This is a genomic window from Peribacillus acanthi (genome assembly GCF_003073175.1).
Classification (GTDB): Bacteria; Bacillota; Bacilli; order Bacillales; family DSM-1321; genus Bacillus_BN; species Bacillus_BN acanthi.
In genome coordinates, this window is the sequence record NZ_QBBX01000032.1 from 1 (window position 1) to 25,427 (window position 25,427).

Here is a 25,427-nt window from a genome sequence, read left to right on the forward strand (position 1 = left end):
ACTAATCATAATTATAGAACACCATAAAAAAATATCCTATACTTTCTTGAAATCATGTACAGATACTTGGCTTTTCATAACCAGTAATTGTTACGGTTGCAGCTGAAATTGTTAAAGAAGTAACAAAAGATAAATAGAGGAAGGGGAAAAGTAATGAAAGTATGGCCTTGCTCATGTGGCTGTCAGTGTCCTACATGCACAATTAAGAGAATAATAGATATTGTTAAAAACTAAGAGTCATGGATGCTAATTAAATGCGTTCATGACTCTTTTAATTTCGAGTATTGATTTTTGATTATGTGAGGAGCTTATTTGCTCCTCGTGATATTGGTAAAGGGAGATAAATCATATGAAATTAATTCAACACTTATCAGATATTGAAGAGTTAAAAGCAAGGGGAAGTATTCCTATTGAATACCTTAAACAAATAGAAACTGAATTTTTGAATTGGTATGAGGCAGAAGGAATGAGAGAATCATTAACAGAGTTTCGATTACCAACAGAATCTTGCATGTATCATCTAGAAGAAAAAGAAGATACACGATTCATTACAAGTCAAATGTTAAACATTGAATATGTAGAAAAGGAAGAACTAAATGACTGTACCTATTTTCGTATTGGTCTCATGAACGACCATCAAATGAATATACTTTTCTTTTTAGAAGGAACAATAGATCAACAGTTTGAAAAATGGCTGCAACTTTAGGAGGTAATGTAATGTTTGAAGCACATAAACCCGTTTATATGACAAAGGCTATTACAGAGAAATTAAGTAGAGAACATCGTGACTTTATTGCTTAATACATACTAGAGAAACAGTCAATACTTAATGACTATCTACAAATCTTTGAATTCTATATTGAAGATAATCAACAATGGCTCATACAAAGACAGGAGGAACCTAACCGAGAAACAACTATCTATGTAGAGCTGAAGGCTAGTGAACCTATTAGTTGTAAAGTTTGGGTAATGGATCAAGGCGGTGAGGGAATTATTATATTATTTCCCGAAGACTATTAATTAACTATTCCTGCTTGCTTATGAAGCTACATATAAGCAAGCAGGAAGTTCTATTTCATACAGATACTCATAATATATATTTTTTTTGGAACCTTCTCATACACAGATATAAAAACAATAAAATAATGGGTCTACGTATATGTCAACGTATACCACAATATCAACATATATGTATGCAGAGAGGGAGTCTTTAAAATATGGATCAATATTATGGAATGAGAAGAAAAAGAAATATAGACCTAAGTCGTCACCGTCAACCCTTTGCTAAGGATCAGCAGTACGAAGTGGAAATAGAAGACGATGAGGAGGAAATTGAACTTGAGGAAGGATATGAAGAAATAGAAGAATATGAGGATGAAGACATTAATGAAGTAGACTTACCACATGAAGACCTTGGAGATCCGAACTACTTTATGTTAGATGGAAAGCCATTTAAACTAAAACAACAATCAAAGAAACAATCCTTTTCTGAAACGCATGTAAGAACTACCACTTATTTGGACAAGAACGTTCATCAGATCATTCGCATGCTTCAGCAGCAAAATCAAATTGAATCTATTACCAAGTTTATTAATGATAGTATTAAGCATTACTTGACTACAAAATATAGTAAATAGATAGTGAGGAAAGTAAATGGGGGTAATGCTGACAATGGCATTATCCCATCTATAGTACTTTGATATAATAACAGTTATATGAGTGATATGGAGGATAGGGAAATGACAGATGAAATCATTTACATAATAAAAAGAGAGCTACAAAAACCTAACCTACCTAAATATAAAAGGAATCCTTTAATTACGATAGAAAAGCATCTTTTAGGTCTATCGTCTACCTCGATTGCACTAGAACTTCAAATAAGCAACCGAAGTGTGCAAAGATATATTCAGGAATATAAAAATAATGGGCTCTCCTCATTCCTAAGGAATCAAAAGCCAGGAAATAAAAAAAAGTTAACCGATGTACAACTAGCATCAATACATAAAATTATTAATGAACCGCCATCAGAAGTTGGTTATTTATTGCCAGAATGGACTGCTCTGTTACTAAAAAAGTACATACAAAAAGCCTTTCAAGTCAGTTTATCGGAGGAAGCCTGCAGGCAACTGATATTGTCAATGCAGAAGGATAGAAAAAAGCAGACTCCTTTTAAGCAAAGGAAGTTATTTCAAGACCAGTGGTCAACCTATATGAGAGACTATGAAACTGAGATATGGGTTTTATCTGATATCTATTTAGGTATAAGAGAACGCCGGAAAAATAAACAAGGAAAAGTACCATATTACCCGGAAGACCTGCTAAAAGATCCATCTGAGATTACTAATGTGGATCTAACACAAAAGGCTAAGGAAGAATGGTTGCTTTGTTTAAAGGGTATAAAATCAGATGCATTCTTTTATTGGCATCACACGGATAGACACGAGGAGTTACCTCGGTATAAAGAAATCGTTTATACCATTGCAAAATATTCTAGGAATCATAAAAACATAATCTTTTTGCCGGATGCAGCCATACATCGGAGAAATTTCCATAAGATCCATATAAAAAAAGCCAAAAAAGAAATTAAAGTTCAATATTTTCCTGCTCAATCGGCAGATTTAAATCCTTTGTATAAACTAAAGGAAAACCTATTAGAAACATATCAACTTAAGAAAAAGAAAACTCAGGAGAGAAAAGTATTATCTGAGCAAAAAGTAAAGAAAATACTGAGTTATCTTGATGAAATAAGCTTTCACGAAAAGTGAGGCTTATTTTTTTGTGGAAAAAACGACAGAATTAATTGTGTTATAGAAAGTTTGATTAAAAGTCTGATTTTTAAAGGAAAATCCTAATTCTACTTAATACAGGGGGAATAAGTAGAAAAAATATGAACCTCAAAGGGAGAAGTCACTTCCCACGACAAAAAAATGGAGTTTCAAAAACGCTTTCGCCAACTAAAGTATAAAAGTTATATATTTTATTAGTAATTATTGCTCTTTGAAAATTGAATAGCGTTCCTTGCACAGCGCTCAGAACGAGTAGACTGCTAGGAAGCAAAAATCAACTAATTGGAGGAATTTATAATGATTATTACAAAAGAGATTTATCAGCAGATTGTACATTATCAAGTCCCAGAGGGAGATATGTTCGTTGGAGGTACTTATTTGAAAGGCTTCCAAATCAAAGTACAACAAAACGGACAAAATGCTGCGGATCAGTTTGATAAGTTGAAGAACATTTTTCAGAATGGGGCCTTTCCAGAAGAGTGTATTGTAGGTACTGACTCAGTTACTTACAAATTCAGATTGAAGGAGATTGCTAATATTCCTTTTACTGAGGCATACGAGGCAATGTTAGAACTATATGGTAAGTGGATTGTTAAGAAGCTTGAAAAAGATGATTTGACAGAAAATATAAATATACAAGTAGATATTGATCACTTGTATAACATGCCCAGAAACATTAGTCAGTTCCGTGACTTTCTTCTTAATACTGAGTGATTTAAGGCAAGAAAAGTGGATAACTACACATGAATAAAACTTGAGAAATGTTTACCAATATAAATAATTTTGATTCTACAATTGGAGGCAAAATCATGATACAGACGTCTATTTTAAATCAAGCAATATCAGTACATTTTAATACAACTGATGCTGCTGACTACTATATATCAATCAATCACTTCTGGATTACTTTTCACCTAGAGGATATTCCAGAAGATTGGAGACCTTCGACAAAGAGCTCGATTCTATATTATATAGGGGAAGATAACTATTGTGTGGATATAAGTGAAGGCCAACAATTTATGGTTGTTTTTCCGTTAAATAAGCCAATCTTCATCTATAAGCCTTATGGGCTAGAGGAAGCATTAACACAAGCAACAGAAAAAGCTATAAAAGTCATTGGGGAAATAGAAGAAATTACAATTCCATATGAGATTCATATAAACCTGACAAATCAAATCGAACCGTTAAATTGTAATGCTTGATACAAAATCAACTAGCTATTGAAATTGATATAAATAAATAAAAATTAATATTAACAAAGCGAAAGGTTACTCTAAGCCATTCGCTTTGTTATCTATGAAAGAGGATAATACCTTTTTGTTACTAATAAATGGAAATGGTTAAATATGATTAAACTGAATGTAGCGTAAAGATGAAATACTCTAAGGGGGGCAAAGGGGTGATAATTATTTACAGTTTTAAATACTCTAAGCATAGCTAGGCATTTATATAAAACTTAGCTCGAAAGCTTTAGGAGTAGACAATAACTATATTTCTAAATGACCTTTGCGAACCTATATAAGGGGGAATGTCTAGTGGTGCTAAACACTATTAAAAAAGATTACGACTTAAAGAAGGTAGGATCTAATATTCAATTAATTCCAAAAGTTCTAGGATACTTACCTGATCAAGCTATGTTGTATCAACTAAGAAGATTGCAACAGCATAAAGTAAATACAGTTTACCTGTTAAATCAACACGCCCCCCCTGCCACCATAGTTGCAGTGGATATTGAAACTTCATCTAAACACTTTTTAAATGGAGAAATCCGGTTGATAAGTGTCTACTCTGAGCAGGGTTCAATTGTTACAACTGAGGTTGCAGAGGTAGCAAATATTTTAGCAGATAATAAAGTGTTGAAAGTCTTTCACAATGCAGCTTTTGATGTAACTTGGTTAAAGGCTAAAGGACTGAATGTTCGAAACTATACGGACACTATGGTCATGTCTCAAATCATTAGAAACACTACTAAATCAACGAACTCATTACAAGCTCTTTCTTTAGAGTATTTTGGAATCATTTTAGATAAGCAACTTCAAAATGAATCTAACTGGCAAGGGGTCTTAACTGAAGCTCATAAAACCTATGCTTTAAGGGATGCAGAGATAACACTTAAACTCTATCACCGTTTATATCAAGTCATACAAGAAAAATGTTTAGATGTTGTGCTTAATCGAGAAATCCGCGCTCTGCCAGCCATAATTGAAATGAATGTGAACGGTATTCCATTTGATTTTCAAGGTTGGAAGACAATTCTTGAAGATATGAGTCGAGAGAAAGAGGAAATTGAGCAAGAGATCCTTGATTTTTTTGCTTCTCCAAACCTTAATCTTTCTTCACCAAAACAGTTACGTGAAGCGTTTGGAACTATTGGAATAAATCTTCCATCAACCAAAGAAGAAGACTTGGCAAAATACGAAGCAGAGCATTTAATGATTGGTCGACTTTGTAAGTACAAGCGATTAAATAAACGTATATCTACTTTTGGAGAAAAGCTTCGCGAAAAAATTCATTGCGATGGGAGAGTGTACGGAAACTGGCGGTTAATCGGAACTAATACTTCCCGTATGAGCTGTAAGGAACCCAATCTTCAAGGATTACCGTCACAAGCTAAACAATTCGTCAAAGCTCCCAAGAGCTGCCAGTTTGTAATAGCTGACTACAGTACAATTGAATTGAGGATATTAGCAGAAATAACTCAAGATCAGGAACTTATCAGTGCTTTCATAAATGGTGAAGATCTTCATAAGAAAACTGCGCGAGTAATCTTTAATTACAACGAGGAGCATGAAGTAACCTCTGAAGAAAGGCAGATTGGTAAAGTCGTAAACTTTGGCCTGATTTATGGGATGACAGCTTATGGACTTCAAAAGAAAATTACTGCCGCAACAGGCGTATTAATTTCATTAGAACAAGCAGAAATTTTCCGTAATCGTTACTTTGACTTATATAAATCAGTACTGAATTACCAAGATCGAATGTTGAAAGCAGATATAATTTCGACTTTAGGAGGACGCTACTGGTCAAAGGAAACCAGTATGTTAAAAGGAGGAGCCATTGCTCGTTATAACTATCCAGTACAAGGGACTGGAGCAGAAGGTTTAAAAGAAGCATTGGCTACTTTGATGCAGCATATGCAGCCTAATTGGAAACTAATTGCTGCAATTCACGATGAAATTGTTTTACAAGTTCCTCATCAAGATGTAGGTAAGGCACAAAAACTTCTCGTAAAAGTAATGACTGAGGGCATGCAAACCCTAATACCTAGTATTCCTATAGATATAGATATAAAAACAGCTACACATTGGACTAAATAATATAAAAGGATGATGAATATGACAACAATAAATAATTTAGAAATTATGGCTTCTCTACAGAAAGCACAAGAAAACAAGTCGACAATAGCACAGTCGGTGCCTCAACAAAAGTATAAAGCTAAGTTATTACCAGGTAATTATATTGCAGTTCTTACTAATGCTGTCTATGAGAAGAACCAACCATCGAAATTTGGAATTAACAATCGAGTCAAAGCAACATACGAGGTAATAAATAACGGAGAAACCCATGAGTTAATTGTTCAGTATTGGGAGTCACCAGCAGATTCCTCTTTGTATACAAGGCATTTATCCATTCTGCTGGGGCGAGATAGTCGAGATGGATTCACTTTAAACGAGCTAATCGGTTCCGTAGTTGAAATTGAAGTTGTACACAATGAAACTGAAAAAGGTGTATATGCCAATATTGAAAACATCACACCTGTTGATATAAAAGAATTCCAAACTGGAATGACAATTTAGGAGAAGCTAATATGACAAATCAAGGTAATTACATTAATGAATATATCAAGCAAGATTTACACGATTCATTAAATTTATTTGCGTTTGAGGTTCCTTTTCTTAAAGGAGCTTCAAACGACATTAATAACTTTACTGATCAACAACTAAAAGTATTTGTTCAACTATTAAAATCTTTTCCATATCAGATAAAAAGATATGAAAAGGCAGTTTTTGACTATTTAGATGAAGAAAAACGCAATCTTTTCACTGATTACCTTACTAATGAGCCTCCTAAGTCATATTCTTATGAGCAACTCGCTGCCCTTGAATTTGATGTGCTTTCAAGTGCCTTCGAATTTTTAAGCCCATGGAATCATTTACAACAGATTCAAACTAAATATCGTTGGTCTAAGCGCGGCTTGAGCTTGAACCCAAAAGGTAAACTTCAATTTGAAGCAAACACCTTTGCAACATATGTATTAGAACGATTAGAACTGGTACAAACAGAGGAAGGTAAAATTTATCGATATAATGGCCAAGGTTTGTATGTTCCTCTTAATGAAAACATACTAAAGTCATTATGTAGAAAAATACTTAATGAAGCGGGCAGGAGTTTATGGAAGAAAAACTTAGAGACAGAGTATATAGCTGCTTTGAAAAATGAGATTCCTTTTGTATTTGAATTTGATGGTGATCCCTTTAAGATTAATTTCCCTAATGGGCTATTTAACATTCAAACGATGCGTTTAGAACCACATTCATTGAAATATTACTCTATTAATCAACTAAATTATCAATATATTCCTTCGGAAAAATGCCCGAGATTCGAAAAATTTCTTAAGGAAATATTCGAAGGTGATATGGAAAGAGTCCAATTAGTTCAAGAAATGATGGGCTATCTATGGTTGAAAGAGGTTAAAATTCAAAAAGCTTTTATTTTTATAGGCAAAGGGTCTAATGGTAAGTCTGTTCTAGCTAAAACCCTTAAAAATTTATTGGGTGACCATAACGTGTCTAGTGTGGGATTGAGGAAACTTCAAGATCGCTTTGGACTTCAAGAATTCCCTGGTAAGTTAGTAAACATTTCTGGTGAAAATGAGTTTTCAGGTGATTTTACTACAGAAAATTTCAAACTAATTACTTCAGGCGATTCATTATCAGTAGAAAAGAAGAATCTAGATTCTTTTACAACAACAATTTATATTAAGTTAATCATTCTATTAAATAAAATGATGGATTGTCGTGATACAACTGATGCTTTTTTAAGGCGCTTAACTATTATTCCATTTAATCGAAAATATGTAGAGTTAAAGCTGGGTGAGGATCCAGTAGCGGGTGTAGCATACATGGATCCCAACCTTGAAAAAGAGCTAGAGAGAGAATTACCAGGAATCTTTAACTTCGCAATGGAGGGGTTAAAACGTTTACTAGAAAATAGTTTTAAAATGACCTCAAGTGTTATTTGTGATGAAGCCCTAGAAGTATATAGACGAAGTCAGAACCCTGTTATTAGTTTTATTGAAGATCGAGTTCAATTTAAAGAAGGATCAAGAGTTTTACGCTCTACAATATACGATAACTATAAATTATGGTGTAAGGAGAACAGCATTCAAGGCTCTCGCATATCTAGTAGACAATATATGCTAGATGAGCTAAAACACCAAATGGCACTTAAAGGTCATCAAATGAGAGAGCCAAAAATAAAAGGATTTTATTTCCTTGAAGGCATTAAATTAAAAGCAACTGATGGAAGTAGAAATACAATTGACGTAGTACCAGCTATAAAATAGTGGCGAAGGTGGCATAAAAAAGAACCATTAACACTAAAATAAAATTTTATAATAACTTTTAAACCTTTTTTAAAAATTTGGCGCCACCTATGCCCTATGTTGTTTTTACTGAATATTTAGACATATATTATAACCTTGAATGTATAGATTGTTAAATTAAAGGGGGATTAGTATGGAGAACGAAAAAACTAACAACTCACAATATAGCTTAATAATAGATATTTTAGCTGAAATGATTACTAATTATTTAACCAAAAATACGAAGAGAGATAATGGTGAAGTAAAGGAGGTAGGTAACGATGCACACATCATTACTAAAAAGTGATGACTTTATGTTCAGTGAAAGCACTAAAAGAAGAGTCGCTATCTATGCTCGTGTATCAACTGTTGAACAGGCTGATGAAGGCTATAGTATTGACGAACAAGTAAGAATATTACGCGAGTGGTGTGATCGATATGGTTATGAAGTATATAAAGAGTATGTGGACCGTGGTATTAGTGGCAAGAATATAGATGGTCGTCCTGCCCTAAAGCAATTAATAAGTGATTCCAATAATAAAAAGTTTGATATTGTAATAGTATGGAAGATTAATCGACTGTCTAGAGATATTCTAGATACACTGAGAGTAGTAAAAAACTTTAAGCAAAATGGGATAACTTTTAAATCTTATTCAGAGAATTTTGAGACTGAAACACATCAAGGGGAAATGTTTTTTCAAATGATGGCAGTTTTAGCAGAGTTCGAAAGAAAGCAGATATCAGAGAACGTTAAGCTAGGTATGATTGCAAGAGCAAGGGAAGGATCTTGGAATGGTGGTCAAGTATTAGGGTACGATACAGTTGAAATTTCAAATGAAAATAAAAAGAGGAAATCCACTAAGTTAGTTATTAATGAAAAAGAAGCTCAAACAGTAAGAAGAATTTTTCAGTTATATCTTGATGGAAATGGTTATAAATCAATAGCTAACACGGTTAATCATGAAGGCCACCGTAGTAAAAAGAATAACCACTTTTCAATAAATGCAATTAGAACTATACTAACTAATCCAATATATGCTGGGTATATCCGCTATAATGTTAGAAGAGATTGGAGTGAAAAAAGAAGAAATAATATTAATCCGTCTCCAGTTATTGAGAGAGGAAATCATACTCCAATTTTATCTGAAGACACATGGAATAAAGCTAAAGCAATTCTTGAAAAGAGGACTGGAAAACCTAATAGAGTCCACAGTGGGGAATATCCTTTAACTGGATTACTAAAATGTCCCGTCTGTGGAGCTGGAATGGTTCTTGGTAGAACTACTAATAAAAATAAAGATGGAACCAAAAAAGTGCTTGAGTATTATGTTTGTGGTACATGGAAGAATAAAGGTACTGCCGCATGTAATTCTAATAGTATAAGAGTAGATTATGCAGATAAGTATGTACTAGATAAAATTTCCCATTTTGCCAATACTGATGAATTGATTAAGGATGTTGTAGATCGTATTAACAACGGAGATAAAGACCAAATGGCCCCAGTTCAAAAGGAATATCAAATAATAATAAAATCCCTTGAGGGTATTAATAGTAAAAAAGATAAAGTCCTGGAACTTTTCGAAGATGGTGTATTAAGTAAAAGCGAATTAGTTGATCGGCTTGCAAAGATTAATGATGAGAAGCAAGTGCTAGAGGATAGGCTTAAACCTCTTGAAAAGCAGTTGAACCAAAGCAATCAAGTAGAAATATCAGTAAAAGTGGTTAAAGAGGTTATGACTAACTTTGAAAAAGTATATAAAGATACAATTACAACAGAACAGAAGAAGCACTTACTACAACTACTTATTAGCAGTATAACGATTAAAGATAGAAAAAAAATCGATACAATACAAATTCAATTAAATAATAATCTAGTAGATCGCTTCACATTAAAAGGAGAAGAGAAATCGTCTGATGATGATTTCTCTTCTCCTTTTTTAATTATATTTAGTATTTAAGTTCTAAGAGATAAATCAGCCTAATGGTAATCATAACCAATATATATGATATAATCTATTAATCAGAATACTTAAAGGAGATAAAGATATGACTAATAGATGGCATATATATTGTGAAGAATCGGGTGATAAAGCTATACCCTGGAAAGCAGGTTCTTCACACTACTATGTTATTACTGCAGTTCTGGTTAAAGAAGAAGATGAACAAGCATTAGTAGATACCATAGAATCTTTAACAACAAAAGTCTTAAGAATGAGGGATCCTATTGAATGGAAGAAACTTGATACCTATAAAAAAAGGGACGATAGATTGCTAGCAAAATTTTTTAAGAGAGTTTCCACTGAAGGGCCAGAGTTTATGATATCGAATGTGGTGTGTAACAAACACGAAACAAACGGAGCAGGTTTAGTAGACAGTCAAATCTTCATGAATTATTTATATGGCTTAATGTTTAAGAAGATTTCATGGTTCTTATCAAGAACTAACGCAACCGCAAAATTAGTAATTGATAGAAATACAGATCATATAGCTCAAGAGTCACTTAAAAAGTACCTTTCAGATGTAGCGAGATATCAAACTGGCCAGCATCCTAGATTTTCTAAACCCAAATGGACCAATCCAGAAGACCATGCAATACTTGGTTTCTCAGACTTCATATCAGGTGTTTCATTAAGGGCATTGAAGGACTATCATGAAAATGTAAATACTGGCTGTAAGGTTTGTGGTAGTGAATTATGTATTTATGAATGTTCAACAAGTAACTTTAAATACTTTAGAAGTTATAAATATCCAGTAGAATGGAACTTCACTACACTACCCAATTGGGATTGGAGAGGATTTTTATACCATCCTTATGAAAACAAAGATAACTACAAGCATATTTTTCTTCCGAGATAGCAAAAAAGGACTACACTTAGTAGTCCTTTAAAAACATATGTAAATTGTAATGATTTTAAAAAGATGTATGGCGGGAGGAGCCCACACTAATCTAGTGCTGCCACAAAACAGAGTTACTAAGACTCTAACGTGACCTGCCGCCTAACTATATAATATCATGTTTGACTAAAATGTCAACAGTGGAGACATGGGAGGATCCGATACCCAAATGGGTACTGCCACAAAGCGGAGTTACTAAGACCCCAACGTGACCTGCCATGTCTCTTAAATATATTATGTACATTAATTAGTTATGATACATTGTTTAATAAAATATACATGTTAGGAGTGAGAAATGTGAATAAAAACTATATTGAATTTTTAAAAGAATCCCCAATGTTTCAACTATCATTAACATCAAAGGAACTTTTCCATAGTAACTTCATCTCTTGGGTAATTTCAAATTATAAAAAGGAACATTCAAGGATTTTTTCTAAGTTCTTACCAGGAGATAAAAAACAACTTATAACTGGTGTTAACAGGGAAGAAAAAAATAAAGATATTGTAATCTACTTTCAAGATGAACTTGGTAATAAATCGAGCATTATTATTGAAAATAAAGTAAAAAGCATACCAGTATATGAACAACTAAGGGAATATACGACAGATAATCCATCGGAGCATTATATTTTACTTAGCTTAACTAAACCAACTTTTTTAGCTGATAATAAAAAAATACAGATACATGAAACAAATAGAGTTTGGGACTATTTAAGTTATTATGATTTGGCAAAAATGTTTGAGGAAACACTACCTGAAATAGGGAGAAATAATAAGTACCACGAATTAATTGTTTCTGACTATATACAATTAATAAAAATATTAGACAATATAACGAATGATATATATGAACAGACTAAAGGGGGAATGTATGATTTTTATAAAAAACATAATGAAATAATTAGTCTACTGAAAGAAGTACGGCTGCATGATTTTTATCTTAAATTAAGTCATGAAATAATTGCTTCAGAACTTCATAAAAAAATCCAAACTGAAATTCCTAATGTTAATCTTGTAGCAAGTAAAAATTGGAAAAAAGGAAAAGTAAATGAATTGTTTGCGGGATCAGGTTTCACTAGGGGATCAGGGATTAGTGAAGTAAAGTATGTAATTGCTGAAAAAGAAGAGACTCCAGTAATATTAGGGGTGCAAATTCAAGATGTTCAGTTTAGACTGTTTATCGAAAGTAAAAAAGGGTTTGCAAAGAAATTTGCACAGAAATTATTTGATGAGGGTATATGGTTTAATTTTTCCTACTTAAGTAATTCAGGTATTAAGACTAGCAAAGAATATCCACAAACGGGTGGTTCTAATAAGATCTTTAATACTTACTCAAATGAATTCCTTTATAGATCAGTGAAATTAGATAGATGTAAGATTAGCGATTTATTAACCATCATTTTGTATTATGTTCACGTTATACATAATGATAAAGAAAAGTTTCTGAAGATTATTGATGAATTATAATAATAATTACGAGGGCAGTACTTCGGAGAAGGTTTTGCAAGAAAAACCTCATTTTGAGTCATAACGGAGAACCGTATCATAAATAGAATTTTTTCTATTAAAAAAACCTTATCAAACATAAATTAACGTGCCGTGGGTGTGAGTTTCATTCATCACGGCCAACTAATGCCTTAACGTGTGCAAGACGTGAGTTAAGGCGTTTTTTTGTATTCTTAGACTTTGTAGAAGGACTTCTCCCTTTTTTACCAGCTTAAAATCGATTAAAATAATCAGATAATAGTAGATATTTTATTCGATAAATAATTATAATAGAATAAGATATGGTTATAATTGAGACGGTAAAGGTGTGCTCCTAGTTGGCGCCTTGCTTTTTGTAACACCTAAGCTTTTGCAAATATAGGAGATGAGGAAGGTTATAATGAGCAACTTACAGAAAAAAACAGATGTTATCTTAATTGGTGCCGGAGTCATGAGCGCGACTTTGGGATCCTTACTTAAAGAGTTAGCACCGCAATGGGAAATCAAAGTGTTTGAGAAACTCGCAAATGCAGGAGAAGAAAGTTCTAATGAATGGAATAATGCAGGTACGGGCCATGCTGCACTTTGCGAGCTTAACTATACATCCGAAAAACCTGACGGATCTATAGATATTAGTAAAGCTATAAAAGTTAATGAACAGTTTCAGCTGTCACGACAATATTGGGCTTATCTTGTAAACAGCAAACTAATTCGAAATCCACAGGACTTTATCATGCCAATTCCTCATATGAGTTTGGTTCAAGGGGAAGAAAATGTAGCGTTCTTGAAAAAACGTTTGGAAGCGCTGTCAGACAATCCTCTGTTTGAAGGGATGGAATTTTCCGATGACCCTAAAAAACTGAAGGAATGGATTCCACTTATCATGGAAGGTCGTACTTCGAATGAACCGATAGCGGCAACTAAAATAGATTCTGGAACGGATGTTAACTTTGGTTCTTTAACACGAATGTTATTCGACCACTTAGAGAGTCAAAACGTTGAGATCAACTACAAGCATAGTGTGGAGAATATTAAACGTACTAGCGATGGATCGTGGGAAGTAAAAGTGCATAATATTGATAGCGGTAAAATGGAATATCATACAGCGAAATTCGTCTTTATTGGTGGTGGGGGTGGAAGCCTGCATTTACTACAAAAAACCGGAATTCCAGAATCAAAACATATTGGAGGGTTTCCGGTAAGTGGCCTATTTATGGTATGTAACAATCCGGAAGTCGTGGCGAAGCATCATGCAAAAGTGTACGGTAAAGCCAAGGTTGGTGCGCCTCCTATGTCTGTTCCACACCTTGATACAAGATACATCGACAATCAAAAAACATTGCTGTTCGGTCCGTTTGCAGGATTTTCACCTAAGTTCTTAAAAACAGGTTCCATGTTTGATTTAGTCACTTCAGTTAAACCCAATAATCTGTTAACGATGTTAGCGGCTGGCGCAAAAGAGATGTCATTGACAAAATATCTTATTCAACAAGTTATGTTATCGAAGGAACAGCGTATGGAAGAGTTAAGAGAATTTATTCCGAACGCAAAAAGCGATGATTGGGATTTAGTAGTAGCTGGTCAGCGTGTACAAGTTATCAAAGATACTGAGGCAGGCGGTAAAGGAACACTTCAATTTGGTACCGAAGTTGTGAGTAGTACGGATGGCTCGATAGCAGCCTTGCTTGGTGCATCTCCTGGTGCTTCAACTGCTGTTCACGTTATGCTTGAAGTATTAGAAAAATGCTTCCCACAACATATGAAAGAGTGGGAAGAAAAAATAAAAGAGATGATTCCTTCATATGGAGTGTCATTATCGGATAACAGAGAGCTGTTCCAAGAAATTCATACCTCAACAGCACATGCGCTCGGCCTAATCGAAAAAGAACTAGCGTATAGTTAATTCTTTGAATGTAGAAACGAATAAACTTTATGAAATTAGTATCCAATAATGGGCATCCTTTCGGGATTCCCATTATTTTTTAGCGATTAATAATACTGGGTATGGTATAGGAACCTAGTTGCAAAGTTTCTAGATTAGAGAGGTAGTTATGAGAACAGAATGGATACTTCGCTGGTCTTTTTTTATTTTTGGACTGAGTGTTATAGCATTAGTTGTTGCGTTAACCATTTAAGGAAAAATAGTAGGAATAGGTCCTTGGGATGTGTTTCATTATGTTCTGTTTCTGAAACTGGGCTATCTATTGGTGTATGGTCCATAATTATAGGATTAGGATGGTCTTTAGGAGGACCGGGGGAATGCTCCTTACCACAGTGTAGAACTACTAGCGTATTTACTTGAGAAAAAGGAACAGAAAAAACTCGCTTCTCTTTAAGCTAACCTTGCTATTCATTAGTAGGTTAGCTTCTTTATGTAATAAGTGGGTATACTAATTTTAGGAAAGAAAAGAATGAAGAGGAAAATAAAAGAGTTAAGATGAATAGGAGGGAAAAATATGAAGACTTTTGAATTGAAATCAGGAACAACGGTTATGGTTGATGAGAGTAAAATTGTTATTGAAAGAACAGGTGGAAAAAGTGCAATGAAAGGGTTGTTTGCAGGAAGAGCGATGGGACAGATGACTATTAAAACGTCAGCCATAACAGGAGTAATCTTTTTCGCAGATTATTTGGTGATATGTGCATCGGGGCTTCCTACTCCCAATGACTTCAAATTATCGAGTGTTGCAGAGATTAAACAGTATCCGAATTGCATTGTTGCAAAAGAGCATGAATTAGAAGAACTCTACCAATATATAAATGGATTTATTAAATAAAAAACTAATCCCCAAAAGGCGTGTTTATCTATACACGCCTTTTGTTATTTAAATGTAGTAGATTGGATATTGCACCCTCTAAGTACATGAAATATAAATATCGAAAAAAGCATCTCGTAGATTTTTAGTTAAAAATCTAGCACCAAACGATTATTTTATAAGGGGTAGTTTGAGCGGGTATACTTTTGGTAGTAGGTCCATAAATCACAATTAGATTTCGGTTAGCAGGATTTTTCGTAAAGGCTTGCCCATTTGTCAGTACAATTTGGGTATACGGCGATATATTTAATTGTAAAAACCCATCACTACTCACTAACTGACTGTTAAAATAGTCTACTTTTACATTTTGATACAAATAATCTTTAACAATGATCAATGCTCGATATTGTGGCGGATAAATTAGAGGCACAGGGGCATTCCCATCATAATAGCCCGTAATTTGGTCGCCTACTGCTAACATCACTTGATCTACAACGTACGTGCTGGGTGAGACTACGAAATTGACTAAAGCTCCATTTTCGTTTTCTACAGACATTATTTTATAACATCCTTCACCTTCATCATTTTGTCCTATCATAAAATCACTGATCATGGTAATTGTTCCGCGGAAAGATACAAAGTTTATCATCTTTACCCCCCATTACTCAATCAACCAATCCAAATTAATTTTTTTAAATCCTTTACTGGACCCAGATTACGATTTCAAAGTAATTTATGTGAGGATGTTTAGAGAGGTGCAAAATAAGTTACTTTTCTTTACGAATACAATTTCTAAGTGTTTGAAGCTGAAGTAATTATGGCACTTCAAAGGGGAGAAGCACCAGAGGTTATGAGGAGAGAAAATGGCAATACTATCTGATATTCTAATGCATGAAAAACATGGGTAGTACATAACAGAGATTAATGGGCTGTACTTTTAGGGCAGAATGGCTTAAAAGCAAAAAAATTGAATAAAAGATGGTTTTCACCTATACTGACACAAGTATTTTTTTATGAAAGGTTGAGTTCAATGGATTTACAACTTGAAAATAAATTAGTAGTAGTAACAGGTTCAACTTCCGGCATTGGTAAGGGAATTGTAAAGTCATTTTTACAAGAAGGTGCAAAGGTGGTTGTCAATGGCAGAACCAAAAGCCGTGTAGATGAAACAGTTAATGAATTATCTGTTTTTGGGAAGGTCTACGGAATTGCAGGTGATGTGTCCAATCCGGTAGAGGCCCAAGAATTTATTGTCCAAATAAAAGAGATCGGGGAAGTAGATGTACTTGTAAATAATATGGGTGTTTTTGAAGTAAAGGATTTTGAAGATGTCACTGATGAGGAATGGATGCACTATTTTAACGTGAATGTACTTAGTGCGGTTAGATTATCTCGTTCATTTCTACCAGAAATGCTTAAAAGAAATACAGGTCGTATTATAAACATTGCAAGTGAAGCGGGAGTAAAGCCCCTGCCACAAATGATTCCATACTCTGTATCTAAAACGGCACTGATAAGTTTGTCTAGAGGATTAGCAGAACTTACTAAAGGAACCAATGTAACGGTAAACAGCGTGTTGCCAGGGCCTACATGGACAGAAGGGGTAGAGAGTTACATGGTAGGAGCATCCAAAGCAGAAAACGAAGAGCTAGAGTCATATACGGAGAACTATTTTAAAAAGAATGAACCAACTTCTTTAATTCAACGTTTTGCAACGGTCGAAGAAGTAGCTGATACTGTTGTTTTTTTAGCCTCAAATAAAGCGTCAGCTATTAACGGTAATGCTCAAAGAGTAGAAGGTGGTATAATTCGTTCATTATAAGGAATTTTTTCTAGTGAAACTTTAGGTCATTAAAATTAAATTCATCACCATAAAATCCTCTCAAAGAGATCTATACCATTCCAGTATAGTCCATCTTTAAGAGGATTTCTTATTAAGTTAGGTTAGTAGTTAATATGATAAAACACTTGCATTCTGTTTAGGAAAACGCCAAGCATTGCCGAATTCTAAGATGGTATGCTGATTAATTTCTATAAAGCTAACGAGTCCATACTCTTTTGTTAAGAACTTATTAGACTCAAGCGCGCTTGTTACCATTTCTTTACGGTTTTGTATATCTTTAATCATTAGAGTCTCACCTTGTACAAGAACTTCGTAAGTATCATCGCCGTCACTATAGGTTCCTTGCCAATGGATCCAGTCATTCACATTTGGAGTATATGCTGTTTTATATTCTGGGCAAGCATTGCTGTTTACCATGATAGATTTAATCGACTGTTCTTCTGTTGGAGTTCGAAATCCGACTGTAAAGACAGTGTTTCCATCATCGTCCTTGGCTAAATAAGTATCTTGGTTATAGGGGGATAATTCAAATTGTCTTTCGTTATACTTTAAAATCGCTTTTCCTGTAACGTATGAAATATCAAACAATCCATAATAGCTATGTAGGTAGGTGCCTGTGAAATGATCCCAATTTATCAACTCAGTAGCATTCGGTTGTATGGATGTATTTTCACCCTTACTTTCTTCCTTCAATAATTCATCGATAATCTCATATCCTGCTTGAAAGATATTTTCACCGTTGGCCAAAGCGATTACAGCGATTCCTTTTTCAGGAACTAGAATGAACTGACTGGAGTAATGGTAGCTATATTGTCCATAATGCCAGTAACGGTCAATATCATCCTTTGTTTCTTTAAAAAAGGTAATCCCACAGCCACCATTCGTTAACGTATGCCATTTACTTTGCTGACTTCTCATTTCATGTACTGAATCGGAACTAATGAGCCTTTTCTTTTGATACACTCCATCTTGCAAATGCATCAAAGCAAACTGGCTAAGATCCTGAATCGAAGAAAACGCATAATAAGAAGGATAGCTTGCAGAGTTATCGAAAAAACGGTGGGAAATGGACAGGTTTCCATTAACATCCCTATTGTGTGGCAATGCCAAAGGATAGGTCATTGCTATTAACGGGTTGTAAGTCGTCTGGTTCATCTCTAAAGGATCAAAAAGCATTTCCTGCATTAGAGACTCAAATGACTTATTCGTTACTTGCTCTGCAACGAAACCGGCAATATTTAGAGCGTGATTGCCATAGGAATAAGCTGTTCCAGGATGAAAAAGAATGGAAAGGGTCGGTACCACATCCTTCATATAATGATAAAGTCCAGACTCTTTATAACGGAAGCTTAATTCACCACCCGTAGGCAGTCCAGATGAATGGGATAAAAGCATACGAATCGTAATGAGTTTAGATAACTCTTGGTCAGCAGCTGTAAACCATGGGACATAGTATTGAACAGGCTTATCTAAATCTATTAAACCTTTTTCAACAAGCATCATCATGATCGTACCTGTAAATAGCTTACTTACAGATGCGATACGAAATAGTGTATCTGAATTTACGGGTACTCCCCAATCCTCTACATTCGTTCTTCCAAACCCCTCTGATAAAATGATCTCATGATTTTTAATAACAGCTACCGCAGCACCAGGGATGTTATTTGCTTTCATTGAATCTTCCATAATCTGTTGGATGTTCTTTATTAAAACTGACATAAAATATGTACTCCTTCTTTTACCTTCTAGTTAACTTGTATTTATTTCAATAATGAACTTGAGCTTTCCTGCTAAAGTCAAATAATACTAGAAATTCGAAGGGAAGTTATATGCTATAGTTATATAGATGAAGTAATTTTTCTTACTTTCTGAGAATTACTAGTAGAAGGGCTTGATGATTAGGATGAACATCTTTATCACGGGAGCAACCGGCTTTCTTGGATCTAACTTAGTTAAGAAATTAGTCGAGGAACACCATGATGTTTACGTATTGGTAAGGAATCAAAATAAATTAGAATCACTCTATAAAAAACTGAATGTTAATCATAGAAATCAAATACATGTCATTGAAGGTGAATTATCAAGAGAGTATCTTGGGATTCCTTCTTCAATCCTGCATAAGATGATGGGAAAAATAGATGCAATCTATCATATGGCTGCTTTTTTATCGTTTGATGAAGAAAAAAGAGAAGAAGTATTAGACATGAACATCAAAGGGACTCAGTATGTTCTGGACTTGGCAGAAATACTGAAAGTGAAAAAGTTTATCCATGTAAGTACTGCTTATACGCTTGGTACTCGAATAAAAGGATTAGAAACGTTATATCCTCTAGATTCTACTTTTATCAATTCATATGAAGAAAGCAAGTGTCATGCAGAGCATCTTGTGATGTCTTATAAAGAAGTTTTCGATGTAATGATCATGCGCCCGGCAATCATTATCGGAGATTCGAATACCGGGGAAGCGGATACCACTTTTGGTTTATATGGTATACTTCGGACGGTTGAATTGTTGAAGAAACGAGTCCAAAAAAGGGATACACTAGGACAAGAAAACTATCGTTTAGTCATAGAAAAAGATACCGTTTCTAATCTTGTGCCTGTCAATTATGTAACTAAAGCCTTGGTCCTAGGATTAAAACATGGTAGAAAGAACACGATTTATAACATCACAAATCCAAAGGCCCCAACGAATGAAATAGTTTTTGAGGCTATTAGGGAAGGTCTAGAATTTCCCTTCATTACCATCGTTTCTCAATCTCAAATTGGAGTGTTAACCGACTACGAAATGAAGCTCAACCAACCATTAGAAGTGTTTAAGGATTATTTGAATCGCTCTATTATCTTCGAAAGTGACAATACGAGAGAATTATTGGAGATAGAGAACGAAGCTGAGCTTAACCTGGACAAAGAAATGCTTTTAAGAATCATAAAAGGCTTTCAAAAAAGTAAAGTTATATCAACTAACTAAAACGTACCCTCCAAATTATTTTGGAGGGTTTTGTAACGAGATAAACTTGAATTGACACATTCTTTTCATTGAAATAGCCCCCATAGAATTATATAATGAAAATCGTTATCAATAATAATGAAAATCGTTATCATTTACATACAGTGTTTTATGGAGGAGATAAAATGGGGAAAAAGCCGTGGAAAGTCATGTCTACCTTGGCGATTGCAGGAAGCTTACTAATCGCGTCTGGATGTACAGAAAAAAAGGTAAGTACGGAAGCAAAGGTTGAAGAAAATAAAGGTGTAGAGAAAAAAGAAAACAATTCGAAAGTCTCTGTCACAGTAACAGACTACAACTATGATAATGCTGCCAATATGTTTGCATATGCAGAGTTTGAACTATCTGGTGAACCTTTACTAGAAGGGTTAGGAGTAGATTTAGATATTCTAGATCCTAAAAAAGTAGATTCACCAACAAAATTCGATTATACAGCAGGGATAGAGGCTTATGAATATTCTGAGGAAGCCATGTACGAAGTGGTTGAAAAATCAGGATTTGGATTGCATCTCATTCATGGACCTGTTGTCAAACAAATGGCCAACCAGTCGGGAAAAGATCCTGCTGAACAGCTTGGGGAACGATACTATCAGCTAGCTGATGCAGTTGGATACCCTCGTGAAGAAATTTTCAGCAATATGTTTCCAACTCTTATAGAATATTCAAAGGGAGACCCTCATTATAAACAAGAGGTTGATACGTCTGAATACGCCTCTGGTGAAGAAGGGACCTATGTTCCAAACTATCAAGTGAACTTTGCTTCTCTTCGTTGGGATCGCGATAAAATGGATAAAATCTTAAATCCAGCTGCATATGGAGCAACATTCTTAAAACAAACTCTATGGGCAGGAGACTTCTTGGGAGGTTTCCATACAGTGGATGGAGATGAAGAGCTTGAAGGAGAAACTTCGAACGATGATGCCGATCAAAATGTGGCATTAGGAGTAAGCTCTGCAGACGGAATGCAAGGGATGTTTTTAGTAGAAGGTATTTGGAATAAGTTGAATTATATCCGTGATGGCTTATTCTATGATACTAACAAGAAAAAATTAACGAATGCGAATTTTGGAAAGAAGTATGACGCATCTAAAGGTTTCGTGTATCTCCCTCACCAAATTGAAGTAGAGGAAGATGGGAACGATCAAGCGCCAAATGCTAAAGCCGTAACAATAAAGGATAGTCGTAGCGTCCTTCAGGATCAATGGTTAATGCTATGGCCTGCAGCGGAATTCTATGGCATGACAGATCAACGGAAAATCAACCAAAATGTAAAACCTTCCTTCCAAGCCTTGTTTGATGGAAATCCATACCCATCAGCTCCTGCTGAAAACGTGGATGAAGATGTTAGCAACGATAAAGTCTCCAACGATCCATACACAGTGAATGAAGATGTGTTACTTCATGTCTTTAAAAATATCGATGCGATGCACTTTAATAAAGACGAAGGAACATTTGTAACGGAGCATGATGGAGCAAAGCAAGGCTCTTATGTGGACACCTTCCAAGCAGGATATACGATTGAATCCCTTCGTATTTTCCAACGTGCCATTGACGGATTACCAGTTGGGTATGCGAATGCTGAAGCAGCAGAAGGGCTAAATACACCAGAAGGTAAGCGTGCCTTAGAACTAATCACTAACCAAGCTGATTTTATTATGAATAAATTGATGTTGGAAAATGGCTTAGTAGCAAAAGGCTATACAATTGGTAAAGGTACAGACGATCAAGTAACGTTAGATGCCCAGCTCGGAGCCATCAGAGGTTTAACTGCGGCATTCCTAGCTACAAAAGATGAAAAGTATCGTGAAGCAGCTCGAACGATTTACGTAGCCATGGATAAGAACCTATGGGACAATGAAGCGAACGCATACAAAACAGAAGGCGATAAAATGGTTTACAATCCTTACACTGCAGGTGGTGTAGCAGCTGTTTACCGTGTAGCTATCAATAACCTTAGCAATTTATCTTCTGATAAAGAACAGCCAGAAGCTTTAGAAATAGAGACGATTACAAACAAATATACAAAATTCTTTGATACAGTTATAGATGGCCCATCTCTGGAAGAAGGGATGCAGGTAAGTGAATTCTGGGATACAGGTGACTTCTATTATTCTGATAATCAATCAGGTAACACGGATAAAGACCATGTTCCACAAGTGCAAGCCGGACATGGTAAATTTGGAATCTCGCCTGTTCTAGCAACTGTTGAGGTAAAGAAAAAATAAACGAATAAGAGAGGCATTTTAATTATGAAAAAATTAGCCCTCTTCCTCTTAACGCTCCTTCTAATAGGGGCGTTAACTGCATGTAAGGAAGAAAAAACTGTTTCCATAGTGAAAACTGGTAAAGATTCTGTCATTAGGGATTATGCAGTCAATAGCAATAACATAGTGATGACACAGGATGGAAACACCATCTATACAGCGAACATGGATGTTCATTCAGTCACTTTTACCGATACCAAAAAGAACAAAGTGATTACAGAGATTCCAGTAGGAAAAGAACCGAGACAGCTTACTCTAAGTCCGGATGAAAGGTTTATCTTTGTTACGTGTTTGTTTGATGACAAAGTAGATGTCATCTCTGTAGAAAAAAAGAAGGTGGTTCAATCCATCAAGGTTGGCATCGAGCCTTACGGAATAGTGACGAGTCAAGATGGCAAAAAGCTTTACGTAGCGAATTACCGTTCTGGCTCCATTTCAGTTATTGATTTGAAAGACTTAGAGATTGAAAGAGAGATTGTAGTCGGTGATAGACCACGAACGCTCACAATAGCACCTGACGGAAAAAAACTTTATGTACCTCAATATTTGACAGGTGAAATCAGTGTAATCGACCTAAGTTCAAACGAGGTATCGAATGTTATTAAGCTGGCAGATTCTCCAAATCAAATAGATTTGAAAAAAAGCCAAGGAATCCCGAATACATTAGAGCAATTTGTCATTAGTACGGATGGCAAAACGGCTTGGATACCACATCTGTTAACGAATATAGATACACCGATTCATTTTGAAGAAACGATTTTTCCGGCTATCTCGATTATTGACTTGGAAACAGAAGAAGAGCTGGTCGAAGAACGAAAAGAGCTTTTTAAGGAAATGAACGTAACGGATAACAAGGAACAAACAATGATTGTATCCAATCCATATGATGTTGTTTTTCACCCAAATGGAAGTAAAGCGTTTGTCGTCATGTCTGGTAGTGAAGATTTGGTGGTATTTGACCTAATACGCGGTGGAAATGCAACCCAAATTTTAAGAAGGATTGAGGGGGACAACCCAAGAGGTGCTGTCATATCTACAAACGGTGACACGATTTATGCTCATAATGCCATGAGTCATGATCTAGCCCTAATTTCAACTGGAGGCGAAAATGCATATGCCCGAGTGAAAATGGAAGGGGATAACCTACCATTAATTAAAAGTGATTCCTTATCTCCGTTAGAAAGGGAAGGGAAGACCATCTTTTACAGTGCCAATAGTGATGAGTTTGAAACGGGTATTACAGGGAACAACTGGATGAGCTGTGCATCCTGCCATGCGGATGGAGATATGAATGGATTAACCCTTCAAACGGGTAAAGGCCCTAGGAACGTACCTAGTAATGTGGTAACCACGAAGACAGGCTTATTCATGTGGGATGGAAGTCGCGACGATTTTACGGATTATCTTTTAACAGTCCAAGGCGAAATGGGAGGCATGATGGAATATGACCCGGCAAAACCACTTCCAAAAAAAGTGGAACATATGTATGACGCAGTCTTCGCCTTTTTAGATAATCCTAAATCCTTTCCACCGCCTAAAAGCCCTTATCGAACGAATAAAGGTCAACTGACTGCTTCTGCACAAGAGGGGAAAGAATTATTTGAAGGAAAAGCAGGCTGTATCTCATGCCATGGTGGAAATGAATTCACCGATAGCGGCAGTGCTATTGATGAAACTGGCGAATTGACAACCGATAATACTCAATTTTTACATGATATTGGTACATCCAATAAGGAAGACCGCTCTTCAAACGGGGATGCCCGTGCTGGAATGAAGAATCCTAGGGATAGCCAACACTTTGATACTCCAACGTTACGAGGTGTCTGGGCTACTGCTCCATACTTCCATGATGGAAGTGCCAAAACCATTGAGGAGGCAATAACACGCCACCAACAAGAAGCGCAAGGATTGACACAAGGTGAAATTGCAAAAATTGCTGAATATGTAAGGTCCATTGAGTAGTATATAAAATGGATAAAGTTTTAGACTCTTGGGAAATGAATGATTCCCAAGAGTTCTTTTTATTTTTCATCTTAATCAACGGGCAAATTTTAGAGTCTAAAACAATATATATGAAAAGAGCCTACTAATAAGTGTTACTATGAATGTATAGTGATTATATTGTGATAGACAACTTAAGGCCTTTTCGTGAAAATTTCTTATTAGAAAGGAAAAACCTTATGAATTTTAAATTGAAAGAAGCAATTGAAATTCTTGAACGAACACCACAAACTCTGGAGCATTTATTAACTGGTTTAACAGATAAGTGGTCGCAATGTAATGAAGGTGAAGGCACTTGGAATGCATCCGAAGTCATTGGACACCTCATTGAGGGAGAGAAGAATGATTGGATATCACGATTAGAGATCATTCTTAAGGAAGGTGAAAGTAAACCATTTCCTCCTTTTGACCGTTTTGCTCACCTGAATGAAAGCCCTGGAGTTACAATTGAACAAAAGTTGCAAGAATTTAATAATCTTCGAATTCAAAATCTAACCAAGCTTAAAGCTCATATTGACTCTGGTTTAAATCTTGAGTTAACAGGTACCCATCCAGCACTAGGTGTCGTCAAGTTACGAGAGCTCCTATCTACATGGGTGGTACATGATTTAACCCACATTTCCCAAATTGTGCGAGTAATGGCAGAGAGATACCGTACCGACGTAGGACCTTGGAAGGAATATCTAGGCATTTTAAATAAATAACCTTTATGTAAAATAAAAGAGGCTGTCCCAAAAGTACGACTTTTAGGGGCAACCCTCTTTTTTTGGTTCTCGAATGTGATCAATGGATTTCCGCTCCAG

Annotated in this window: 21 protein-coding genes; 19 read left to right on the plus strand and 2 right to left on the minus strand. The window is 35.3% G+C overall.

Annotated elements, in window-relative coordinates; all coding sequences use genetic code 11:
- Positions 1 to 349 precede the first annotated feature (349 nt).
- The 14 genes from DBX25_RS19710 to DBX25_RS19775 all read left to right on the plus strand — a co-directional run bounded on the left by DBX25_RS19710 (position 350) and on the right by DBX25_RS19775 (position 15,527).
- Positions 350 to 706, plus strand: a complete 357-nt coding sequence (locus tag DBX25_RS19710) for a hypothetical protein (protein WP_108672461.1) — start codon at positions 350 to 352, stop codon at positions 704 to 706.
- A gap of 511 nt (positions 707 to 1,217) precedes the next feature.
- Entirely contained in the window at positions 1,218 to 1,637 is a 420-nt protein-coding gene (locus DBX25_RS19720; protein WP_108672462.1) for a hypothetical protein, read from the plus strand.
- 102 nt (positions 1,638 to 1,739) lie between these two features.
- Positions 1,740 to 2,765, plus strand: coding sequence for a helix-turn-helix domain-containing protein (locus tag DBX25_RS19725; protein WP_108672463.1), 1,026 nt, complete (start codon positions 1,740 to 1,742; stop codon positions 2,763 to 2,765).
- A 318-nt stretch (positions 2,766 to 3,083) separates the two neighbouring features.
- Positions 3,084 to 3,500 (plus strand): hypothetical protein, encoded by a 417-nt coding sequence (locus tag DBX25_RS19730; protein ID WP_108672464.1) that lies wholly within the window; start codon positions 3,084 to 3,086, stop codon positions 3,498 to 3,500.
- 95 nt (positions 3,501 to 3,595) lie between these two features.
- Positions 3,596 to 3,988, plus strand: coding sequence for a hypothetical protein (locus DBX25_RS19735; protein WP_108672465.1), 393 nt, complete (start codon positions 3,596 to 3,598; stop codon positions 3,986 to 3,988).
- A 333-nt stretch (positions 3,989 to 4,321) separates the two neighbouring features.
- A complete protein-coding gene (locus DBX25_RS19740) occupies positions 4,322 to 6,103 on the plus strand; it encodes a DNA polymerase (protein ID WP_170110152.1) in 1,782 nt (593 codons plus the stop codon).
- Positions 6,104 to 6,121: 18 nt separating this feature from the next.
- A complete protein-coding gene (locus DBX25_RS19745; RefSeq protein ID WP_108672467.1) occupies positions 6,122 to 6,583 on the plus strand; it encodes a hypothetical protein in 462 nt (153 codons plus the stop codon).
- A gap of 11 nt (positions 6,584 to 6,594) precedes the next feature.
- Complete coding sequence (locus DBX25_RS19750) at positions 6,595 to 8,352, plus strand: DNA primase family protein (RefSeq protein ID WP_108672468.1); 1,758 nt, start codon at positions 6,595 to 6,597, stop codon at positions 8,350 to 8,352.
- 172 nt (positions 8,353 to 8,524) lie between these two features.
- Complete coding sequence (locus tag DBX25_RS20745) at positions 8,525 to 8,677, plus strand: hypothetical protein (protein WP_157951025.1); 153 nt, start codon at positions 8,525 to 8,527, stop codon at positions 8,675 to 8,677.
- Entirely contained in the window at positions 8,652 to 10,328 is a 1,677-nt protein-coding gene (locus DBX25_RS19755; RefSeq protein WP_108672469.1) for a recombinase family protein, read from the plus strand. The genes DBX25_RS20745 and DBX25_RS19755 overlap by 26 nt, the downstream gene beginning before the upstream one ends.
- Before the next feature lie 88 nt (positions 10,329 to 10,416).
- The gene (locus DBX25_RS19760) at positions 10,417 to 11,226 is read left to right on the plus strand and encodes a DUF3800 domain-containing protein (protein ID WP_108672470.1); all 810 of its coding nucleotides are present in this window, start codon (positions 10,417 to 10,419) and stop codon (positions 11,224 to 11,226) included.
- 336 nt (positions 11,227 to 11,562) lie between these two features.
- Positions 11,563 to 12,732 carry a PDDEXK-like family protein gene (locus tag DBX25_RS19765; RefSeq protein WP_157951026.1) on the plus strand — a complete coding sequence of 390 codons (1,170 nt, stop codon included), beginning with the start codon at positions 11,563 to 11,565 and terminating at the stop codon, positions 12,730 to 12,732.
- A 418-nt stretch (positions 12,733 to 13,150) separates the two neighbouring features.
- Positions 13,151 to 14,653, plus strand: a complete 1,503-nt coding sequence (locus DBX25_RS19770) for a malate:quinone oxidoreductase (RefSeq protein WP_108672472.1) — start codon at positions 13,151 to 13,153, stop codon at positions 14,651 to 14,653.
- Positions 14,654 to 15,206: 553 nt separating this feature from the next.
- Positions 15,207 to 15,527, plus strand: coding sequence for a hypothetical protein (locus DBX25_RS19775; RefSeq protein ID WP_108672473.1), 321 nt, complete (start codon positions 15,207 to 15,209; stop codon positions 15,525 to 15,527).
- Positions 15,528 to 15,663: 136 nt separating this feature from the next.
- On the opposite strand, the gene DBX25_RS19780 is transcribed toward DBX25_RS19775, so the two are convergent.
- Complete coding sequence (locus DBX25_RS19780) at positions 15,664 to 16,155, minus strand: hypothetical protein (protein ID WP_108672474.1); 492 nt, start codon at positions 16,153 to 16,155, stop codon at positions 15,664 to 15,666.
- 381 nt (positions 16,156 to 16,536) lie between these two features.
- Between DBX25_RS19780 and DBX25_RS19785 the strand changes: the two genes are divergently transcribed.
- On the plus strand, positions 16,537 to 17,328 hold the full coding sequence (locus DBX25_RS19785; protein WP_108672475.1) for an SDR family NAD(P)-dependent oxidoreductase: 792 nt from the start codon (positions 16,537 to 16,539) through the stop codon (positions 17,326 to 17,328).
- Positions 17,329 to 17,457: 129 nt separating this feature from the next.
- On the opposite strand, the gene DBX25_RS19790 is transcribed toward DBX25_RS19785, so the two are convergent.
- Complete coding sequence (locus DBX25_RS19790; RefSeq protein ID WP_108672476.1) at positions 17,458 to 19,068, minus strand: serine hydrolase domain-containing protein; 1,611 nt, start codon at positions 19,066 to 19,068, stop codon at positions 17,458 to 17,460.
- Positions 19,069 to 19,243: 175 nt separating this feature from the next.
- On the opposite strand from DBX25_RS19790, the gene DBX25_RS19795 reads away from it, so the two are divergent.
- The 4 genes from DBX25_RS19795 (at position 19,244) to DBX25_RS19810 (ending at position 25,328) form a co-directional block, all read left to right on the plus strand.
- Entirely contained in the window at positions 19,244 to 20,320 is a 1,077-nt protein-coding gene (locus DBX25_RS19795) for an SDR family oxidoreductase (protein ID WP_240620438.1), read from the plus strand.
- 164 nt (positions 20,321 to 20,484) lie between these two features.
- Complete coding sequence (locus tag DBX25_RS19800; protein ID WP_108672477.1) at positions 20,485 to 22,584, plus strand: hypothetical protein; 2,100 nt, start codon at positions 20,485 to 20,487, stop codon at positions 22,582 to 22,584.
- 24 nt (positions 22,585 to 22,608) lie between these two features.
- Positions 22,609 to 24,585, plus strand: coding sequence for a beta-propeller fold lactonase family protein (locus DBX25_RS19805; protein WP_108672478.1), 1,977 nt, complete (start codon positions 22,609 to 22,611; stop codon positions 24,583 to 24,585).
- Positions 24,586 to 24,803: 218 nt separating this feature from the next.
- Positions 24,804 to 25,328, plus strand: coding sequence for a DinB family protein (locus DBX25_RS19810; RefSeq protein WP_108672481.1), 525 nt, complete (start codon positions 24,804 to 24,806; stop codon positions 25,326 to 25,328).
- The last annotated feature ends 99 nt before the right edge of the window (positions 25,329 to 25,427 follow it).